The sequence below is a fragment of the Thermostichus lividus PCC 6715 genome, from assembly GCF_002754935.1.
In the GTDB taxonomy this organism is placed as follows: Bacteria; Cyanobacteriota; Cyanobacteriia; order Thermosynechococcales; family Thermosynechococcaceae; genus Thermosynechococcus; species Thermosynechococcus lividus.
In genome coordinates, this window is record NZ_CP018092.1 from 646882 (window position 1) to 665275 (window position 18394).

18 protein-coding genes and 2 pseudogenes are annotated in these 18394 nt (G+C 54.5%); all 20 read right to left on the reverse strand.

The genetic code is table 11. From position 1 onward, the window contains the following. Window positions 1-37: 37 nt before the first annotated feature. Window positions 38-1513, reverse strand: a complete 1476-nt coding sequence (locus BRW62_RS03285; RefSeq protein ID WP_099798261.1) for a DUF3352 domain-containing protein — start codon at window positions 1511-1513, stop codon at window positions 38-40. Window positions 1514-1559: 46 nt separating this feature from the next. Beyond that, complete coding sequence (locus BRW62_RS03290) at window positions 1560-2564, reverse strand: phosphoribulokinase (RefSeq protein ID WP_099798262.1); 1005 nt, start codon at window positions 2562-2564, stop codon at window positions 1560-1562. Between the two features lie 155 nt (window positions 2565-2719). Beyond that, window positions 2720-2965, reverse strand: coding sequence for a type II toxin-antitoxin system HicB family antitoxin (locus BRW62_RS03295; protein WP_099798263.1), 246 nt, complete (start codon window positions 2963-2965; stop codon window positions 2720-2722). Further along, complete coding sequence (gene hemG, locus BRW62_RS03300; protein WP_099798264.1) at window positions 2952-4382, reverse strand: protoporphyrinogen oxidase; 1431 nt, start codon at window positions 4380-4382, stop codon at window positions 2952-2954. The genes BRW62_RS03295 and hemG overlap by 14 nt, the downstream gene beginning before the upstream one ends. Window positions 4383-4418: 36 nt before the next feature. Then, window positions 4419-4623 (reverse strand): annotated as a pseudogene (locus tag BRW62_RS15045) (DUF2811 domain-containing protein). Between the two features lie 555 nt (window positions 4624-5178). Continuing rightward, window positions 5179-6389 (reverse strand): annotated as a pseudogene (locus BRW62_RS15050) (ABC transporter substrate-binding protein). Next, entirely contained in the window at window positions 6390-6908 is a 519-nt protein-coding gene (gene ilvN / locus BRW62_RS03315; protein WP_099799812.1) for an acetolactate synthase small subunit, read from the reverse strand. A 96-nt stretch (window positions 6909-7004) separates the two neighbouring features. Next, window positions 7005-7139 carry a hypothetical protein gene (locus BRW62_RS14715; RefSeq protein WP_257790495.1) on the reverse strand — a complete coding sequence of 45 codons (135 nt, stop codon included), beginning with the start codon at window positions 7137-7139 and terminating at the stop codon, window positions 7005-7007. 318 nt (window positions 7140-7457) lie between these two features. Beyond that, window positions 7458-8240 (reverse strand): SDR family NAD(P)-dependent oxidoreductase, encoded by a 783-nt coding sequence (locus BRW62_RS03325; RefSeq protein ID WP_099798265.1) that lies wholly within the window; start codon window positions 8238-8240, stop codon window positions 7458-7460. Window positions 8241-8246: 6 nt separating this feature from the next. After that, window positions 8247-9788, reverse strand: a complete 1542-nt coding sequence (locus BRW62_RS03330; protein WP_099798266.1) for a right-handed parallel beta-helix repeat-containing protein — start codon at window positions 9786-9788, stop codon at window positions 8247-8249. Continuing rightward, entirely contained in the window at window positions 9788-9982 is a 195-nt protein-coding gene (locus tag BRW62_RS03335; RefSeq protein ID WP_099798267.1) for a lipopolysaccharide assembly protein LapA domain-containing protein, read from the reverse strand. Before BRW62_RS03335 ends, BRW62_RS03330 begins: the two co-directional genes overlap by 1 nt. Before the next feature lie 3 nt (window positions 9983-9985). Beyond that, window positions 9986-10240 carry a hypothetical protein gene (locus BRW62_RS03340; protein ID WP_099798268.1) on the reverse strand — a complete coding sequence of 85 codons (255 nt, stop codon included), beginning with the start codon at window positions 10238-10240 and terminating at the stop codon, window positions 9986-9988. Window positions 10241-10466: 226 nt separating this feature from the next. Continuing rightward, window positions 10467-11549 (reverse strand): photosystem II q(b) protein, encoded by a 1083-nt coding sequence (psbA, locus tag BRW62_RS03345; RefSeq protein WP_099798269.1) that lies wholly within the window; start codon window positions 11547-11549, stop codon window positions 10467-10469. Window positions 11550-11736: 187 nt separating this feature from the next. Beyond that, on the reverse strand, window positions 11737-13005 hold the full coding sequence (locus BRW62_RS03350) for a chloride channel protein (RefSeq protein ID WP_099798270.1): 1269 nt from the start codon (window positions 13003-13005) through the stop codon (window positions 11737-11739). Window positions 13006-13017: 12 nt separating this feature from the next. Beyond that, window positions 13018-14559, reverse strand: a complete 1542-nt coding sequence (locus BRW62_RS03355) for a GldG family protein (protein WP_099798271.1) — start codon at window positions 14557-14559, stop codon at window positions 13018-13020. A gap of 12 nt (window positions 14560-14571) precedes the next feature. Beyond that, window positions 14572-15399 carry an ABC transporter permease gene (locus tag BRW62_RS03360; protein ID WP_198406138.1) on the reverse strand — a complete coding sequence of 276 codons (828 nt, stop codon included), beginning with the start codon at window positions 15397-15399 and terminating at the stop codon, window positions 14572-14574. Then, window positions 15392-16384 (reverse strand): ABC transporter ATP-binding protein, encoded by a 993-nt coding sequence (locus BRW62_RS03365; protein ID WP_099798273.1) that lies wholly within the window; start codon window positions 16382-16384, stop codon window positions 15392-15394. Before BRW62_RS03365 ends, BRW62_RS03360 begins: the two co-directional genes overlap by 8 nt. 93 nt (window positions 16385-16477) lie before the next feature. Continuing rightward, window positions 16478-17713 carry a site-2 protease family protein gene (locus BRW62_RS03370; protein ID WP_099798274.1) on the reverse strand — a complete coding sequence of 412 codons (1236 nt, stop codon included), beginning with the start codon at window positions 17711-17713 and terminating at the stop codon, window positions 16478-16480. A 14-nt stretch (window positions 17714-17727) separates the two neighbouring features. Beyond that, a complete protein-coding gene (locus BRW62_RS14575) occupies window positions 17728-18018 on the reverse strand; it encodes a universal stress protein (protein ID WP_250644961.1) in 291 nt (96 codons plus the stop codon). Beyond that, the gene (locus tag BRW62_RS14580) at window positions 18018-18218 is read right to left on the reverse strand and encodes a universal stress protein (protein ID WP_250644953.1); all 201 of its coding nucleotides are present in this window, start codon (window positions 18216-18218) and stop codon (window positions 18018-18020) included. Before BRW62_RS14580 ends, BRW62_RS14575 begins: the two co-directional genes overlap by 1 nt. Between the last annotated feature and the right edge of the window lie 176 nt (window positions 18219-18394).

The window sequence follows — 18394 nt, forward strand, 5'->3', positions numbered from 1 at the left end:
AGCAACTAGCCTCCCCAGACTTAACGTTTCGTTAATATCAATTGGTGGTAACAATTATTTCACTGCGCTGGAGGCGATCGCTAGCACCATAGTTCACCCATGTAATGCTTTGCAGCCGCCCTAGCCAACCAGCCGTTAGACCATTCAGGTAGGCCAACAGGGGCACCCGCTCCGCTAGGTAAGGGTAGAGATCTGACCATTGGGCATAGGCTAGGCCAACAATAGCACGCCGTTGACGGGTCAGTTCGTCGCTCAGCCATGGTGCCCGTTGCTTGGCAGGCATCAGGTAGGGGAGTGCCGAAGCAAGGGTTAGGGTGTCGTTGTCTTGCTGATAGACCGCTGCTACCTCTGCGGCTAAACCTTCGCTGGTGTCGGCGGCAAGGGCAAGCTTGACCCATGCAGTCACTGCTTGCTTATCCAGCACTAGGCGATTCACGTCATAGCCAGCGGAGCGCGCTTGCTCATCCAGTTTTTTCAATAGTGTGGGGGTTTCGGGGGTTTGGCGGGTTTGCCACCACCATTGCCAACCCGCTGGTTGCCGCCACAGTGCAAGGGTGTAGCGATCTGTGGCCAAGGGGAAAATTATCTCTTCTAGATCTACCCCCAGCGTGAAATCCCGCAGCAGTTCAGGGACAATAGGGGTACCCCTAGGGGTCGTGGCCACGCTGAATGTCTCTAGGTTGGCCAGCAGGTCACGGTAGGTGGTGGGCAACTGCCGTCCGGCTAAGACCAATGTGGGGCGATCGCCAAGGGCGCGCAGGTCATCCAAGGGCAATGGTACGGAAGCTACCGCCGGTGCAGCAGTGGCATGGAGAGCAATTTCTAGGTGAATCTCATTATTGTGGCTACGAACCCCCACTAGGAGGCGATCGTAGGCTGGGGCAAACTGGTTCTCTGGGGTGAAGGGGTGCAGGTTGGCATAGAAAAGGAGGCTGTCTTGATCATTAAATTGCGCCAGTGCCTCTTGATAAAAGGCTACCCCCCCAAGGTTGGCATCCTTCGCCCTACGGCTGCCCAAGCTAGCGAGGATCGCGGCGGGATCGGTGGCCACTAACAGGCGATCGCCCAAGGTTGCTGTGGCGACCCGCTCGCCCACCTGCACCGGAACCCCTTGGTAGGTCTGGGTATCAAACGCATGATCTTGCCAATACTGGTTCAAGAAGGCAGTGGCAGCGTCTGGTCGCTTCAAGTGCCAAATCCATAGCAACCGTGGCGCATCACACTGAGTTGCACAGGGCAACTGTACCAGTACTCCCTCGTCCTGTGCCCACGTTGCCATATCAGACCACTGCCAGCCCCACGTAGCTAATTGGGGCGTGAGTGCCGTGTCCCACAGCCTGCGCAGTGGCTCGACGGTCGGACGCTTATGGAACCTGAGGGCGCTCAGGGCGTAGCGCGGCACAAGTACCATATCATCCACAACTGCCGCCTGGGCTGGCTCACAAACCAGCATGAACCAGCACAGACTAACGAGCAAAACAATGAACCAGTTGGATCGATGGCGCGATTGCATGGGTGCTCCTCGTGATGACCCCAAGGGGCGATCGCCAGCACATGGGCTAACGATTACTTACCGTGGCCACCGTTCGGGAGGTCAGTCGTTCGTAAGTGGCGCGCATTTTTAACCCCGTCAACACTTGGAACAAGCCAGAGCCATTATCAGAGCCTGGGTAGTCACGGTGCTTCAGCAGTAGCTCTGTCATTTCACCATAGTACTTTGTCGATGTATTGCTGAGGTGGCTTTCGATGTAGATCACCTCATCCAGCTTTTCAAAGCGGCCATCCACTTCAAGCACCGAAACCGAGTGACCATAGTATTCGTCAGGACCATAGCTGAGGCGAATGCCGGGGTAGGAACAGGTAAGCTTACGACCGCAGGGCACCCAAGAAATAGTTGAGCCTTCGTCAAAGAGGTAAACCGGATCAAAGCCCGGAACGCCATCCCGCTGCAACATCCGCACCCGTAGAATATTCCCTACTTTCTCTTCTTTCACTAGCTGCGTTGGCAGAATTTGTAGCACCACATCGGCGTACTGCTTTTGGGGGTCAATGTAGGCCATAAAGTCAGGGCGACGGGCATTGATGGAGGCAATCACATCATCGTAAGTGTGCCCCCGCTCCGCCATATCCCGTTTGATTTTCCAAGCGATTTTGACATCATCGCTAATATCGAGATAGACGCTAAAGTCAATCAGGGAGCGCACCCGCTCATCATAAAGGGGGTGTAACCCCTCAATCACAACGACATGGTTAGGATCAATTCTTTCTGGCGGATCAATGGTGCCCGTTTCATGGTTGTAGATGGGCTTCATAATCGATTCGCCATTTTTGAGCGCTTTAATCTGCTCGTACATCAAATCAAAATTATTGGCGCGGGGGTCAAGAGCCGTAATCCCCGTTTCTTTTCGCTGCTTGCGATCCAGACTGTGATAATCATCTAGGCAAATCACAGTCAAAAATTCTTCGCCAAACAGATCGGCCAGTCGGCGCAAGAATGTTGATTTACCACAGCCGGAGTCTCCAGCAACGCCGATGAGAACCACACGGTCTGGCTTACTGCTCATAGCTGACGATTCCCTTTGCTCGTAGAAGTGGACATTCCCTTACGGGGCGGTTCAGTTCAGTATTCTTTTACTGATATTACAGGGGTGAGGTCCCCCTGCGATACCTTTTTAAGGGAAAAAAGCGAGGCCACCCATTCTACCGTTGCCAGTCTTCCCTAAAAGACCTCACGAATCGGGACTTCAATCCCATCAATGATTGGCACAGGGATGCCGCGGGAGACATGGAAATAGATCCAATCTTCCAGTAATTCCGACAGGTGCTCGCGGCAGTCAATGAGGGTTTTTCCCTTGGCGCTGACGCCATCAAAGCCGGGAATTTCACCGTAGATCAAGCCATCTTCGGGGTCGATACGATAGACAGCTCGATCCAGTGCTGCATTCATATAGTTAGACAGAGCCATACGTCCCTCCTAAGTAGGCATCCACCGCAGCAGCAGTGTTATACCCATGTTCGACGCGATCGCCTAGGGCAACGCCAGCCGCGTAATTACTACACAGGAATAGGCCGGGCAGGTGCTTCAGGGCGTGGGTGATCTGCTGCCACTGCTGCGGATAGCCAAGGGTGTATTGGGGAATGGCTCGCCGCCACAGTTTCATCCCCAATAAGCGGGCTTTGGCTGGGGGTAAGGCAAGCATGTGCTCTAAATCCTGCTGCACCTGCTGGACAATGGCCTCGGGTTCAAGCGTCGCCAATTCAGGATCCGTTGCCCCACCAATAAAGCTGGTAAACACTTGCCAGCCAGACGGCGTGCGCTCGGGAAACAAGCAAGATGACCAAATTGTGCCAAGGGTGCGTAATCCTTGAGTGCGGGGAATCAGTACCCCAAAGCCGGGACGAGCGGTTACCCCCACCGCGGCAGGATAGGCCAAGACCACGCAGGCCACCGCTGGGTAGGGAATGGCCTCTAGACCGGCAGCAATTGTGGGTTGCCATGGCCGCAGGAGGTCTGCGGTGACATAGGCGGGGGTGGCCAGCACCACACTACGGGCACGCCATGCTTGCTCGCCATCAGGGGTGGTGGCGCTTAGGGTATAGCCGCCGCTGAGTTCGGGGGTAAGCTGATGCAGTGCCGTTTGTAAGTGAATGGGTGCTGCTAAGTGGTGGGCGATCGCCCGCGGGAGGGCACTTAATCCCTCCTGAAACGACCCCAGTTCCCCTGGACGCATCTCGAGTCCCTTTGGGGGGGTGGGCTTGGGGGGCTGCTGCCGCCGTAGCCGTAGGGCACCCGGTATGAGAGCACCGCCGAGCTGCTCCAGTTGGACAATGCGCCGAAAGGCCGCCGCTGCACTCAGTTGTTGTGGATCGCCAGCATAAACCCCAGACACAAAGGGCGCAACCAATCGCTCGGCTACCTCTTTCCCTAAGTGGCGCTGAAAAAACGAGCTAACGGATTCATCGGCATCCCTAAGGTAGGGCGGGACAAAGCCAAAGGCACCTAAGGCGGCTCGCAGTTTTCCCCAAGGGCTAAGTAACCCGCTCGTGGCGAGGGCGAGGGGGCGGGTAGGCTCTAAAGGGTGGAGCTTGCCGCGCCAATAAATGTAACGGGGCAGGCGGCGATCGCCCCGCAGCAGTTGATCCTGAAGCCCCACCTCGGCAATAAGGTGCAGCAGGGCAGGGGTGGGCGCAAAACTATTGGGGCCCAATTCCCACACAAAGCCGTCCCGCGCTTCGGTCGTGATGTTCCCGCCTAGGCGATCGCTGGCCTCCAGCACCACCACCTTGTACTGCGGTGCCACCTGTTGCAACCGCCATGCAACACTCAGGCCGCTTAACCCCGCCCCAACAACAGCAACATCTACGACAATAGGTTCACTCACCTAGCTTGATTCCTACCAATCACCGGTCTGCAATGCCTAAAACCGCTTAAATAACGAGTCTAAATAAACCCGCGCGGTACGGCGATCGCACTCTCCATTTTGCAGCAAAAAGAGGGACAGCGCGGCAACAAAACACCCGATCCTGATCCCAGTCAGGGTGCCGCTCTAGATAATGTTTCAACGATTCGTGCAGCTCCTCAGGAATCTCGGCCAGAATACTAATAGTGGCTTGAGCGTTCATACAGTGAGTTACCTCGGTAAAACCAAAACATTATTGCAGGCCAATCCTACTCGCCCTGTGGAAACCTGTGGAAAATATTCCAAGCAGCACTGCTCTAAATCCCCATAACCTAGCTATCAAGGGGATTTAGCACGGGATGGTTAAGGTTTTTGGCAAGCAAATATCTATCTGTGGAACTCCATTGTCTGGGTTGGCTCTGAGTCTGTCAATCCTCTCTTAGGCTTATTCTGACACGGGCAATCCACGGCAGAATGCGGCTTTGCGGCAACAGTGCCATCCTCAGCATTGCTCAAGGGAGTTATCCCCAGAAACCGCCTAAACACTTGCCAAGCGGTTCTCCCCTGTGGAAAACCCCTAGGCAGCCTGTGGAAAACCTCACAAAACTTGGGGAATTTCTGGGGAAAGTTAGGGGAAAATTAAGAACCTATTAAGATTGCAAATGAGCTGCTAGAACTTCATCAAAGTTATCAATCCATGACATACTCCCAACACTGCCCCAAAGGTACAGTGCGGTGCTTTCCGCCGATGACGCTAACGTACCGATCCTTGGCCTGATCACGGCTGACGCTCTACTTGACGCACAAGACGGAACTGACCCGTTTGGCCATCCTCACTCATCTCAATTTGCCCCACGTAAAAGTACCGTTGCACTACTTCCCCCTCTGGGGTAAAGCGCAGTTCGCCTAAGGGAGTGTCATAGGTATCTTGCAGGAGTTGTTGATTCAAGGCTTGGCGTAGCTCTGGCAAGGATAACTGCCCTAACTTGTGCTGCCGGGAGAGTTTGCTGAGGGATTGGGCAAAGACCTGGACAGCGGTAAAGGCTTGGGCACTAAATTGGGAGGGCAGTTGGCGATACTGCGCCTCAAAAGCGTCACGGAACTTAAGGTTCATAGGGGCTGGATTTTCAGGATTGTAGGCTTGAGCCACCAGTACCCCATTGCAAAGGCGGCGACAGACAGGAAAGACATTCACCGTATTGACACCATTGCCCCCTAGAATCACCCCTTGATAGCCCAGTTCGCGCAACTGGCGAATGAGGTTCCCCCATCGGCAGCAAGGCCAGAGATTACGATCAAGTCTGGGTTGAGGCTGAGGGTGGCGTTAATCTGAGCTTGAAAGTTAGTATCGGTCGTCTGGGTTTGTTGAACGGTGATCAATTCAAGGTTGGGCTTGCTGCGGATAGCCTGCTGAAAAATGTCTGTTTCCGAGCGGCTAAAGGCGTCATCCTGAGCGAAAAAGACGGCGACGCGACGAATGTTTGGATTGATGGCCAAGGCGGCGTCAATGGCTGTTGGTGCAACCACTTCAACCCCAGCGGAAACACGGCTAATGAAGGCGCCCAGTTGGGGAATCCCCCGTGCGGTATTCGAAGCGGCCACCACTGGCACCCCCGCCTGTTCAGCAATGGGATCCGCACTAAAGGCTTGCTGAGATAGCGTTGGCCCAATAATGCCAACAACGCGATCGCGGTTGATCAGGGTTTGAAAGGCATTGACTGCCCCTGCTTCATCACTACCGGTATCCTGTAGCACAAGGCGGAGGGTATAATCCTTAAGCTCACCTTGGGCGTTAAAAAACGCCACCGCCACCTGCGCTCCCTGAGCTAACTCCTGACCGTAGAGGGACGCATTCCCCGTCTGGGCAAAGGCAGCCCCTAAAGGAATCGTATTGTCACTTAAGGTGGGGGGTTCCGCAGTTGTACAACTACTTAACCCAAGGGCGATCGCCCCGATGCTCCACCCTAGCCACCGTTGCCTCCAGCGCAATTAAACCCGTGCCTCCAGCGATTTCAGATACTCTGTATTCACCCCTGACTCGCGCACAAGGGCAATCTTACCCGTGCGGGCAATTTCACGAATGCCGAACTTATTGAGCATTTGGACAATGGCCACCATCTTACCGGGGTCACCAGAGACTTCAATGGTCAATGACTCATCGGCCACATCCACCACCTTGGCACGGAAAATTTGCACCAGTTCTAAAATTTCCGAGCGAGTACTGGCCGTTGCATTGACTTTGAGCAGCATTAGTTCGCGCTCAACGCAAGGAGTGGTTGTAATGTCCTGTACTTTAAGGACGTTAATGAGTTTATAAAGCTGCTTAGTCAGCTGCTCAATGATGGCATCATCGCCGGGCACCACCATCGTGATCCGAGAGATCCCCAACTGCTCTGCAGGTCCAACGGCAAGACTCTCGATATTGAAGCCGCGCCGTGCAAATAGGCCAGCAATGCGGGTCAGCACTCCCGCTTCATCTTCTACTAGTACCGACAGTGTATGTTTCATTTTATGTTGCTTGCATTCTGGGGAAGGATTAAGCACAATCACCCTATAGTGCATACTTAGTGCCGCTAGGGTGGGCGCAGCCCTTGTTTTTTAAGTCTAGCGGACAACACGACACTCTGCGAAGAGGCGCTCGGCAATGCGAAAGAGTTCCTGACCAGTGTGCCGATAGCGATCGTCGTAGCTATGGGTGAACTGCTCAAACTCGTCGAGACCATCCATTAACCGATTCAACCAGTCACATCGGGTATGGCTGGAAGCCCCGTACTTCAGTGCGGGGAGGAAAGCTCCTTTAGCAACTTTAGTTGCCTTAGGTTATAATTGTACTGCGGACACCAGAAACGGTTGTTTAAGGCACTGGTAACGGTCGATTGGGGGTGTTGTAAACCACCCCAGAGGCTCGTGGTTGGCTTGCTAACTGCAGGGCTACTAAAAGCTCCCTGCTTTAGCTGGGAGTAGTTTACATGAACTACCCCACCCTTGAGAGGGATGGGGTTTCGCAACCCACCCCCCCAGACCGACGCTTTTGACGCTTCCTTGTCGCCAGTTGCTTCAGGCTTCCGCTTCTGAATTGCGCCGGTAAACCATGGTGGTGCTAGCTTGATCCACGGGCATCAGGACAATCTGGTTCAGGTTGACGTGGGCAGGTCGGGTTGCTGCAAAAAGGATGACTTCCGCAACATCGTGGGCACTTAGGGGTGTCATGCCGCGATAGACGGCGGCAGCACGCTGGCGATCGCCATGGAAGCGAACCTCACTAAATTCGGTGGCCACCATCCCGGGGTCAATTTCAGTGACACGAATGGGGGTGCCGAGGAGATCCAGCCGCAGCCCTTGGCTCAGCGCCTGTACCCCTGCTTTGGTGGCGCAATAGACATGGCCACCAGCATAGACTTGGTGCCCGGCAATGGATCCAACGTTAATAATATGCCCCTGCCGTCGAGCAATCATGTCGGGTAAAATGGCGCGGGTCACGTAGAGCAGCCCCTTCAAGTTGGTGTCAATCATTTCCTCCCAGTCGCTAATCTGCGCTTCGGCAAAGGGTTCAAGGCCGCGGCTGAGGCCAGCATTGTTAATCAGAATTTGAATGTTGGCCATGTCCGGTGGCAGAGATGCTAGGGCTGCCAAGACTTGAGGGCGATCGCGCACATCCACGGCTTGGGTTAAGACGGTGCACTCCTGTGGCAGGCGCTTTGCTAGGGTATCTAGGCGATCCTGCCGCCGCGCCCACAGAATAAGGCGTGCGCCTGCTGCGGCAAACACTTCAGCGCAGGCCGCACCAATGCCACTGCTGGCACCCGTAATCAAAACGACCTGCTCCTGAATCATGGACAGCCCTCCTCACTCACTGCTGCGAAAGCGATCGCTGGCGCTACCGTACTGCTGCTGCCATGCCTGCCAGCTTAAGGGGGTGCCCTCAAGGTGAAATGGTTGGGGGCGATCGCTCCACCACTGATTGTGCCCTAGGGTGAGGGTCTCGAGAAAGGGGTGCCCCCGTAGGGTGGTTAATAGGAGCTGCTGCTGGGCACCGATGTAGTTGTTCTCTAGCCGCCAATCCTTGGACGTAATGGTGACTGACTCGCCTGTGTCCGGCAGGGTGATCCTGCGGGGGTAGGGATCGCGCACGCCAATTTGTGCCCCTTCATTTTCTATAATCCAGTTGTTGCGTAGGGTCACGGCCTGTGCCGCCCAGCCAAAGACGCCCGGCGTTTGCAAATAGTTGGGAGCAACCGCATAGTTGTAGGCAATCACAGAGTTTTCAACCGTCACTGGCCCCGTTCCCGCCTCGATGAACAGACCAACAACGGCATTGCCGATGAGCTGCGAGCGCCGAATTGCTACCGCCTGATTATCGGTATCCAGCCATAGCCCCGCTGCTTGGTTGGCGATCGCCCGGTAGCGATCAAAGGTCGCCCGCCGCAGATGAAAATACTTTTCACCAGCATCCCAGTCGTAAAAGCCAGCCCATCCCCCCCGCCAGTTATTGCCACTGACCAGTACATCGTGCACCGCCAGATCGCGAATGCCGCCTGCGGCCATCCCCCGCCAGCCATTCTCTAAAAAACGGCTCTGCCGAATGTGGATGCGATCGCTATTGTGCATCTCAAGACCGCCCCAGTTATTGCCCCAAAACGTACAGTTGTGCACCTCAATGTCTTGGCTGCCCTCAATTCGCAATGCTTGGCTAAAGGCACCACCATAATGCTCAAAGCGCAGCCCCACCAAAGCAATATGGGCACTGTTGAGTAACCGCAGCGCCTCACGGTGAATCGCCACCTCTAACACCGCAGGGTCAACCCCCTCTGGCAATGCCACGTACACAACGCCCTGTGCTTCATCCACGTAAAAATCATGACCCATTAGCTCTGCCAAGGCCAGTCGCTGCCGTAGTGGTGCCCCTGCTAACCACACCATCTCCCCCCGCTGAGCCAAGGCCGGCAGCTGAATGTTGTAGGCCGTCCACGGATTACCGGCAGCCCCCCACCGCTGCTGCCATGGATGGCGATACACTTGGATGGCTCCATTTGTACTCACCCATTGCCAGTCTGGCCATTGCATACTTCCCTGCAGACGGACGCGATCGGGGGTCTGAGCCACTAGACGCAGGGGGGTACGATGGTTCTCTAGGGTGCCAAGGGCTTCACGGTAGGTGCCGTTGTGAATGTAAATCTCTACGGGGCGATCGCCATGGTTGTGCGCCCATACCAGAGCCGCCGTAATCGTCCCAAAGGGCTGAGCGGCGGTATGCAAGGAACCATCATTGGCCGCAGGATGATCGGGATTCACCTCCAATCGCAGCGGTGTATGAGCGAGGCTCACCAAGGGTAACAGTGCTGCCAGCAGCCCCAAAAGAATGACCCAGCAGGTAGGGTGCCACCGCATTACCGGCCGGCACTAGCGATGTAGGGAATCCACAGTGCCAAAACCGCCACTAGAACTAATAAAACCCCTAGGGGCAACTGAATGGATTGCCACGCTAAAAACCGTAGGGATACGGCGGTTGCATTTTGCACCGAAAACACGGCGATCGCCCCAGTCGTCACCATAAACAGCAAAAAAAGCAGCAGACGGCGCATCCTTTACTTTCCTTCAGCTCTTTCAGCCTCACGAATCATTTGCTCGGTTTTATGGTAGCGGTTATAGGTAGAAAAGCCCGTAAACAGCTCCTTAAAGAGGGTATCAAGTTGCTCGCGACTGGAAGCACTGGCCGTACTCAGCGGTGCTGGCAAAAAGCGATCGCCAAAGCCAACAAACACCAACCCAACAAGAATAACCGGAAGGATGAAATCTTTGATTCGCATCGAACTGCCCTCCACTGAATCGTTGATATACATAGCTTGCCCCCTTGCAGCCGCAATGATGACCTCACGGTTGGTGCTCAGCTTACTGGCGCAAACATTCCCTGCCACTCTGGCTGGAGTATGCCGAAGGGACTTGATAGCTAGTATTCCCTCGATCATAACGATAGTTGTCAGAAATCAGAGATAGGCCAAATTGCCAAAAGAAAACCGCCCCTCCAGAGAGAGACGGTTTGCTAGCTAACTAGGCAAATGTTGTGAATTAGCCGTTGATGCTCGGGGCAATCATGGCCACAGGAGCAGACTCAGCACTGGCCAAGTCAAGGGGGAAGTTGTGAGCATTGCGCTCGTGCATCACTTCCATCCCCAAGTTGGCACGGTTGATCACGTCAGCCCAAGTGTTGATCACATTCCCTTGAGCATCCACCACAGAGTGGTTGAAGTTGAACCCGTTCAGGTTGAAGGCCATGGTGCTGATCCCCAGAGCGGTGAACCAGATACCGATAACCGGCCAAGCAGCTAAGAAGAAGTGCAGTGCACGGCTGTTGTTGAAGCTGGCGTATTGGAAGATCAAGCGACCAAAGTAACCGTGGGCAGCCACGATGTTGTAGGTCTCTTCTTCTTGACCAAATTTGTAACCGTAGTTTTGCGACTCGGTTTCGGTGGTTTCACGAATCAGGCTGGAGGTCACCAAGGACCCGTGCATGGCGGAGAACAGAGCGCCACCAAAGACACCGGCCACACCCAACTGGTGGAAGGGGTGCATTAGGATGTTGTGCTCTGCTTGGAACACCAACATGAAGTTGAAGGTACCGGAGATACCGAGGGGCATACCATCGGAAAAGCTGCCTTGACCAATGGGGTAGATCAAGAACACAGCGGTAGCAGCAGCTACAGGCGCAGAGTAGGCAACACAAATCCAAGGACGCATCCCCAGACGGTAGCTGAGTTCCCACTCACGACCCATGTAGCAGAACACGCCAATCAAGAAGTGGAAGATGATTAGCTGGTAAGGGCCACCGTTGTAAAGCCACTCATCAAGAGAGGCGGCTTCCCAGATGGGGTAGAAGTGCAAGCCAATGGCGTTGCTGGAGGGCACCACAGCACCGGTGATGATGTTGTTGCCGTAGATCAACGATCCAGCAACGGGTTCACGGATGCCATCGATGTCCACCGGCGGAGCAGCGATAAAGGCAATCACAAAGCAAGCAGTAGCAGCGAGCAGAGTGGGGATCATCAACACGCCGAACCAACCCACGTAGAGGCGGTTGTTGGTGCTGGTGACCCAGCTGCAGAATTGCTCCCACAGGTTCAGTTGCTCGCGACGTTGTAAAACAGTCGTCATAATGATAAGTCCTGTTGAACAAAATGAATGAATGTTACAAGTCCGTCTCAGGACTAAAATGCGCACCAAGAGAGGGTCTCAGGGCTGCATCTCAGCTTTATGAGCCGGAATGTAACTTTATATTAATCAGATCCTGACCAGATTGTAAAGGGTTGTATCTGAATTTTGTATTTTATTAATGTTTCTCTCAGGGATCGTTTAAGGGAGCATCGCTGCGGGACTGCTGACTGGCGATCCAGGCGATCGGGAGGGTACACAGATAGCTCGTCAGGGTTGCGGTGGTGATCAGGGGCAGCATGGCGGTGTGAGAAATCACCGAGAGAATCACGGCTAAGCTTAGAGGGGTTTTCGTCACCGCGACGGTCACTGCCGCCATGGTGTCAACTAGAGCCACACTGACAGGGATCGCCGGCAATACTTGATGGATAGCCATGCCAACACAGGAGCCAACAAAGAGTAAGGGAAAGACGACACCGCCACGGAACCCACCATGGAGACACAGACTTAGTGCCACAATTTTGAAAAAGGCAGCCCCTAAGAGAGTTTGGGCACTATAGCGCGTCCCCATTTGTAGAATTTGCTCAATTTGCCGCTCGCCATAAAACAGAGTAATGGGGTAGAGCAGAGCAATCAGGCCAATGAGAAAGCCTACCGCTACAATCAAAATGAGAGGATGCGGTTGGTACGGAGCCAGCCATCGCCCTAGGAGCCGATGCACAACGATAAAGACTACGCCCACCGCTGCCCCAATGATGCCAAGGGCGATCGATGTGCCAATATCCTGAGGGCGTAAGGCATCGTAAGGAGGAAAGCGATAAATACTACCGATGGTGGTGCCAGTGATCACCCGAAACAGGGTAAAACCACAAAAGGCGGAAATGAGTGCGGGAATAATTGCCTCATAAAACTCTAAACTACGCCGATGGGGTACCTCCAGAACAAAAAGGGTTGCCCCTAGAGGCGTGTTAAAAAATACCCCCATTCCAGCCGCCATTCCACAGAGGGTGAGGATGCGCCCCACGGCTGCTGACACCTGTAAGCGAGTTGCTAACCAACTGCCAAGACCCCCATTAATATCAATGATTGGACTTTCAGGCCCAGCACTACTGCCAAACAGTAAGGAGAGCCATGAGGCTAAGGCCATCCCCGGAATGTAGCGATAGCTGAGCTTGCCATCCCGATGTAACTCAGCAACAGCATCGGTGAGACCCCCCGTGGCTCCGAAAAATTTGACAGACAACCCCACCAAGAGGCCGCCCGTGGCAGTAATCAGGGGAATGTAGGGGTAGAGATGCTCCCAGGTTCTAATACTGACTAGGTTTGGTGCGGTGTCCCATAGGAGGGCAAACCCCCCTGTCAGAACCTGATAAAAGGCGGTGGAGACTAGGCCACCAAGGATCCCCACCAGTAGTGCATAGAGCAGCAGGCGTGCATAGGAGAAGGAGGTTCGTGCCATAAAAATTCACGGTTAGCGTCGTCGCCACCACAGGAACACCGCTAGGCCAAACCCCAGCAGCGGTAATAACAAGACAGCACTAATTTCGATCCAGCGGCTGGTAGCCACGTTGAGTTGCAGGCGACGATTGGTGGTTTGGCGGGGGCGCAAAGACAGTGCCTGCTGGTCGCGATCGCCCAACCAAAGCACAGAATTAACGAATAGGTCGCTGTTAATCCCTTGGTAGGCAATCACGCCATCGGTGGCAAATTCGGAATCCCCAAAGACAACCAAACGTGCCTGTTTGGCTGGCTCTTCACTGAGGGTGCGAGTAATGGCCACGGCCAACGGCAGCGGTCCGAGGGTATCCACCCCTTCTGTAAATTCGAGATCTCCAGACTGCCAGTCGGTTTCCGCCCAGGTTTGCGAGCCAGAGAGGGCAAGCTCAACAATATCATCATCCTTGACCGGCTCAATGCGAATGGCTTGAGCACGGGGAAAGACGCTAGGGCCTTGGGCAAATCGTTGGGTAATCGGGTGATTGCCATAGGTGGTAACAATAATCGTGTCAGGCCCTAGGCCGACCTGCTGACCCACGCCAGAGCCATCAATGACCCAGCGGTTATCGAGGGTTACCCCCCAGTCCTTGAGCAGATCTGCTAGTCCCACATTGACATCCACATCCAGCATTAGCAGCAGGCTGCCGCCGCGATTCAAATAGTTCTTGAGCAGGTCTTCCTCAAGGCGCAAAAAGGGCTGCCGTGGGCCTGCCACCACAATTACGTTGGCATCCTCAGGAACCTTGCCTTTTTCCAAAAGATTGAGGGGTAGAAGTTCAACATCCCGCTGCTCAAGGAGCTTAGCGACTTCTGATAGACTGGCGGAGCCACCCGTGAGGGGGAGTTCATTGTGCCCGGTTGTAAAGTAGGCGGTAACAGTGCGATCGCTCGTGACGCGAATCAGTGCTGGGGTGAGGTTACTTTCGGAGAGGTCTTCGTCAATGCGCTGGGTTTTTGTACCGGCTTTAACAATCACCTGCCCCACCTGAGTGACGTTGTACTCGCGCGCAAGGCTGGGTTGAGCTTGGGGGTCAACAAATTCAAAGGAAAACTGGTTGTTGGCGTGGCGACGGTATTGCTCTAGTAAGAGGCGATCGCGACTGGCGGCATTGGTATCAAAAACCAAGACCTGTACGGGCTCTTTGAGGTTTTGCAACACATCGCGGGTTTCAACCGCAAGGGTAAAGGATTGGTTTTCAGTGAGATCAATGTCAACACTATAGCGATTACCGAGAACATTCACGACCCCCAACAGGGCGATGACGGCCACCACGGTGAGGATGGCGTTGGTACTCATCTGGGTAGAGCGCCGTCCCCAAAACCCTCCTGAGACACGGCTTTGCAAAATGAGCCACAACAGTAGTGCGCCCGCCCCTACACTTAATAGGGTGAGGGGCACCCAGTCCCAGCGATCGCTGACGATTCCCGCTGTTGCTCCTGCGATAAGACATAGGGGTGCCACCCACAGAAGGGCAGTGGACACTGCTGCTGAGGAACCAAGGGCAAAGCGCTTCATAAGATTGACCCCCTAATTCCGTTGGTAGCGAAATGCATCAATGGACTGTGCCGTTAGGAAGATCCCTAAAAAGATATAGCTGCCAAAGACTACTAGGCTGCTCGTGCGAAAAACCCCGCGGGTTAGGGTTGAGAAATGTTCGATGGGGGAGAGGTAGGTAAGCACCTCACTGAGGGTGCCGCCGGTATTCTTCGCCAAAATATCTAGAGTCCAGAGGATCAGTAACACAGCAAAGCCAAGAATAGCGGCCAAAATGGTGCTGTCGGTGAGGGAGGATAAAAACATTCCCAAGGCTAAAATGGCCGCTGCCAACAGGAGCAAGCCACCATTCCCGGCAAGAATTAGCCACGGCGAGAGGGGGGGAGTACTACTTTGCAGGGTCACAAACTGATAGACCACAAGGGGAAGCAACAGGGTGGCATAAAAGGTCAATACCGCCAAGAGCTTGCCCGTGGCTACGCTCCAGTTGGTAATAGGGGACGTAGCCAATAGCTCAAGGGTGCCGCGCTTACGCTCTTCGGTGTAGAGTCCCATCGAGAGCATGGGCAAAATCACTTGGGAAATGGAGCCAAGTAGCCCTAAAAAACTTTCCAGAATTAATTTTGGTACATCCACTGCTTGGGAGGGTGCGCCAAATTGTTGTTGCAGTAGGTCCTGCTGCGCCACTTGGTTAATGATGGTGGTCATCACCACAATGAAAAAGAGGCCGCTCAGCAGCCAGAAGACGCCAGCAATTACATAGTAAAAGGGAGCGGTGAAGTAGCTTTGCAACTCACGGCGATAGATGGCCAAAATGTTGGCGATGATCATACGGCCACGGTGGAGTAAGCGGTTAGGCATCGGCATCCTCCACGATGGGTGGCTCAGCCGGGGTGGGGGCTGCGGCAGCAGGAGCAACATCGTCGGTCGTGAGTTTGAGGAATACGTCTTCAAGGTTGGCGTGGGAGCGGCGCATCTCGTAGAGTTGAATACCATTTTGGATGAGGAGGGTGGCCAAATCGGCTCCAATTTCCTCAGGACTGCTGATGTGGAGTTGTTGCCGTGGTTGGTCGGGAGTGCCAAGCCAGTTGACGTTTTGCAGCTGGGGCATCTGAGTTAGCAGGGTTTGGATGTGCTGGCGATCGCCCACGAGTTCGAGATCGTAGGTGTAGCTGCTGCTGAGCTGCTGCATTAACTCATCCAGTTTGCCGATGCCGGCTACCTCGCCTTTGTTGATAATGACGGCGCGATCGCAGGTCATACTCACCTCTGCCAAAATATGGGTCGAAAGAATGACCGTATGCTGTCCGGCAAGGGTTTGGATGAGATGGCGCACTTCAATAATTTGCCGGGGATCGAGTCCTACGGTGGGTTCATCCAGAATAATGGCCGGCGGGTCGTGAACAATGGCTTGGGCAATCCCTACCCGCTGCCGATACCCTTTTGAGAGCTTGCGAATAATCGTATGTTGGCAATCAAGAAGGCCACAGCTTTTGAGGGCGAAGTTGACCCGCTGGGGGCGATCGCCCGCGCTGACCCCCTTAATACGAGCCACAAAATGCAAATATCCGACAACCGTCATTTCGGTGTAAAGGGGCGGATGTTCCGGCAGATAGCCAATGCGCTGCCGCACGGCCATCGGGTCAGTGTGAACCTCATGTCCAGCAATCACCGCAGTGCCACTGGTTGCGGGCAAATACCCTGCCAAAATGCGCATCGTCGTGGTTTTACCAGCACCGTTGGGGCCGAGAAGTCCCAAAATTTCCCCCGTGGCTGCCGTAAAGCTGACGTCGCGCAAGGCAGCCGTTGTTCCGTACACTTTGGTCAGGTGCTCAACCTGAATCATGGCGTCGCCTCAACTAACCGTGTTCGTCGCTACGGGAAGCACTGGAACACGATCATACCGCCTTTTTTGATGAACTACCCCGCTGGTCGGGTTTCAATCGGCAGGGGGCAGCGGATCACTACTCTGCAATTGCAGGGCGGTGCGCGCCACTTCGAGGAGCTGTAGCTCTGGTGGATAGTGGGTTTGCTTCCTCAGGAGTTGTAGTTCCTGTTTGCTGAGCTGCCAGCCCAGCTGACTCGCCAGTGCCGCCATCACATCGGCACGATCAATCACTCCCGCCACCGCTGCCGCTGGGGAGAGCACCGTTAAAAATTGCTGCTCTTTCTCTTCAAGGGTACAGACTACCGTGGCCAAGGAGTCAGATTCCCGCACGGTGGCGATCGCTGCCAAGGGTACGGCTAATTGTTCGATGGGGGTTTGCTCCCACATACTGCGCTCAATGTGGTTCAGGGCTTGGGGCGCCAACAGCCCACGGTAGCGGCCATCGGTGGCCACAAAATAGGCGGTCGGTTGGCGATCCGCTAAGAGGAGGTAGCGATCGGCAAATTCCCGCAGGGACAGGGTGCCATCCACAACCCGATAGTCCCGAGACATGGCCGCCGCCGCCGTTAGCTTCAGCAAGCCTTCTTGGAGGCGACTGAGACGATGGTAAATCGTGGCATTTTGCAGCGCAAACCACCCCAATAGACCAATCCACAAACCGTTGCCACTACCTAAGAGCACCCCCGCCAGCCCCAGACTCATGGCGAGCCAGCCCAGCACCTGACCGGAGCGCGCCGCCCAGCGAATCCCCTGAAAGCGGCTGCCGGTGAGTTTCCAAACCCCCGCCTTGAGAATTTGCCCCCCATCAAGGGGGAGCCCGGGCAAGAGGTTAAACAGCGCCAAGACAAAATTAATTCTGGCAAGGTACAGCAGTAGTTCCTGCAGGGGACTCCCCGCAGGCAGCGGCACTGCTGCGAGCCGCAGCACCACGAACAGCCCAAAACTCACCAGTGGGCCAGCGATCGCCACCTGAAATGCTTGGGCAGGCGTTGCCGATTCTCGCTCAATCGCAGCCATCCCCCCAAACAAAAAGAGGGTAATTGAGCGAACGGTAATGCCTTGCGAGCGAGCAGCCAAACTGTGCCCCAACTCGTGTAGCAGCACCGAGCCAAACAATAGCAGTGAAATGAGGAACCCCATACCCCACGCCAAGGCTCCCCACTCAGGGTAGGTGGCCTGCCAGTCACTTCCATTGAGAAACGCAAATAAAAGGATGACAATAAACCACGAGCGATCAATGCGCAGTGGAATTCCGAAGACGTTGCCAACTTGCCAGCTTTGTCCCATGCTGAGTAACCTGCTTAGGGATTCGGACGTTGAATCGCGAGCACTGAGCAGTGGGCATTGTGTAAAACGTAGTTACTGACGCTCCCCAAGAAGAACTCACTCAGCCCTTTGAGTCCCCGTCGTCCCACAACAATGAGATCGCTTTGCCAGTCTTTAGCCAAATCACAAATGGCGCGGCCAGCATCCCCCAAGGCTTGCGTGAATTCAGTGGCAACCCCTTTATCTGTGGCCACTTGGGTCAAATGCCGCAGCATATCTAACCCTTTTTGCTCAAAGCTCTCCCACTGTTCGGCGTAGGCACGCATCACTTCCTCATGCAGCCCCACATAAACCCCGACGCCAGCGGCGTTGTGAAAATTGGATCCGGATAGGACTCGCTGGTGGGGGACAAAACATGAATGAGCATCATTTGGGCTTGATAGTGTAAAGCCAAATCTAAAGCCGTTTGAAAGACTGATTCTCCTAATTCAGTGTCGTCCACCGCAACCAAAATTTTTTTGTACATGATGGATCACGCTCCTTTGGCGTTAGCGATCGCCCCCTACCTCTAGCTTAGTTGATGTTAGGGGGGGATTCTATGGCCAACAGCGATGGGCTTTTGTGGATATTATTTGCAAGACGTTACAACCTATTAAGCTAACATCGGCGATTAACCATTCAGAACTTAGTGGATGAAACTGA

Coding starts and splice junctions, on each gene's coding strand:
- BRW62_RS03360 (WP_198406138.1), bottom strand. CDS start 15,399: ATGCCTAACCGCTTACTCCACCGTGGCCGTATGATCATCGCCAACATT.
- BRW62_RS03295 (WP_099798263.1), bottom strand. CDS start 2,965: ATGGCTCTGTCTAACTATATGAATGCAGCACTGGATCGAGCTGTCTAT.
- BRW62_RS03330 (WP_099798266.1), bottom strand. CDS start 9,788: ATGCGGTGGCACCCTACCTGCTGGGTCATTCTTTTGGGGCTGCTGGCA.
- BRW62_RS14580 (WP_250644953.1), bottom strand. CDS start 18,218: ATGTACAAAAAAATTTTGGTTGCGGTGGACGACACTGAATTAGGAGAA.
- BRW62_RS03370 (WP_099798274.1), bottom strand. CDS start 17,713: ATGGGACAAAGCTGGCAAGTTGGCAACGTCTTCGGAATTCCACTGCGC.
- BRW62_RS03355 (WP_099798271.1), bottom strand. CDS start 14,559: ATGAAGCGCTTTGCCCTTGGTTCCTCAGCAGCAGTGTCCACTGCCCTT.
- BRW62_RS14575 (WP_250644961.1), bottom strand. CDS start 18,018: ATGCGTGCCTACGCCGAACAGTGGGAGAGCTTTGAGCAAAAAGGGTTA.
- BRW62_RS03285 (WP_099798261.1), bottom strand. CDS start 1,513: ATGCAATCGCGCCATCGATCCAACTGGTTCATTGTTTTGCTCGTTAGT.
- psbA (WP_099798269.1), bottom strand. CDS start 11,549: ATGACGACTGTTTTACAACGTCGCGAGCAACTGAACCTGTGGGAGCAA.
- BRW62_RS03365 (WP_099798273.1), bottom strand. CDS start 16,384: ATGATTCAGGTTGAGCACCTGACCAAAGTGTACGGAACAACGGCTGCC.
- BRW62_RS03350 (WP_099798270.1), bottom strand. CDS start 13,005: ATGGCACGAACCTCCTTCTCCTATGCACGCCTGCTGCTCTATGCACTA.
- BRW62_RS03340 (WP_099798268.1), bottom strand. CDS start 10,240: ATGTATATCAACGATTCAGTGGAGGGCAGTTCGATGCGAATCAAAGAT.
- BRW62_RS03290 (WP_099798262.1), bottom strand. CDS start 2,564: ATGAGCAGTAAGCCAGACCGTGTGGTTCTCATCGGCGTTGCTGGAGAC.
- ilvN (WP_099799812.1), bottom strand. CDS start 6,908: ATGAAACATACACTGTCGGTACTAGTAGAAGATGAAGCGGGAGTGCTG.
- BRW62_RS03335 (WP_099798267.1), bottom strand. CDS start 9,982: ATGCGCCGTCTGCTGCTTTTTTTGCTGTTTATGGTGACGACTGGGGCG.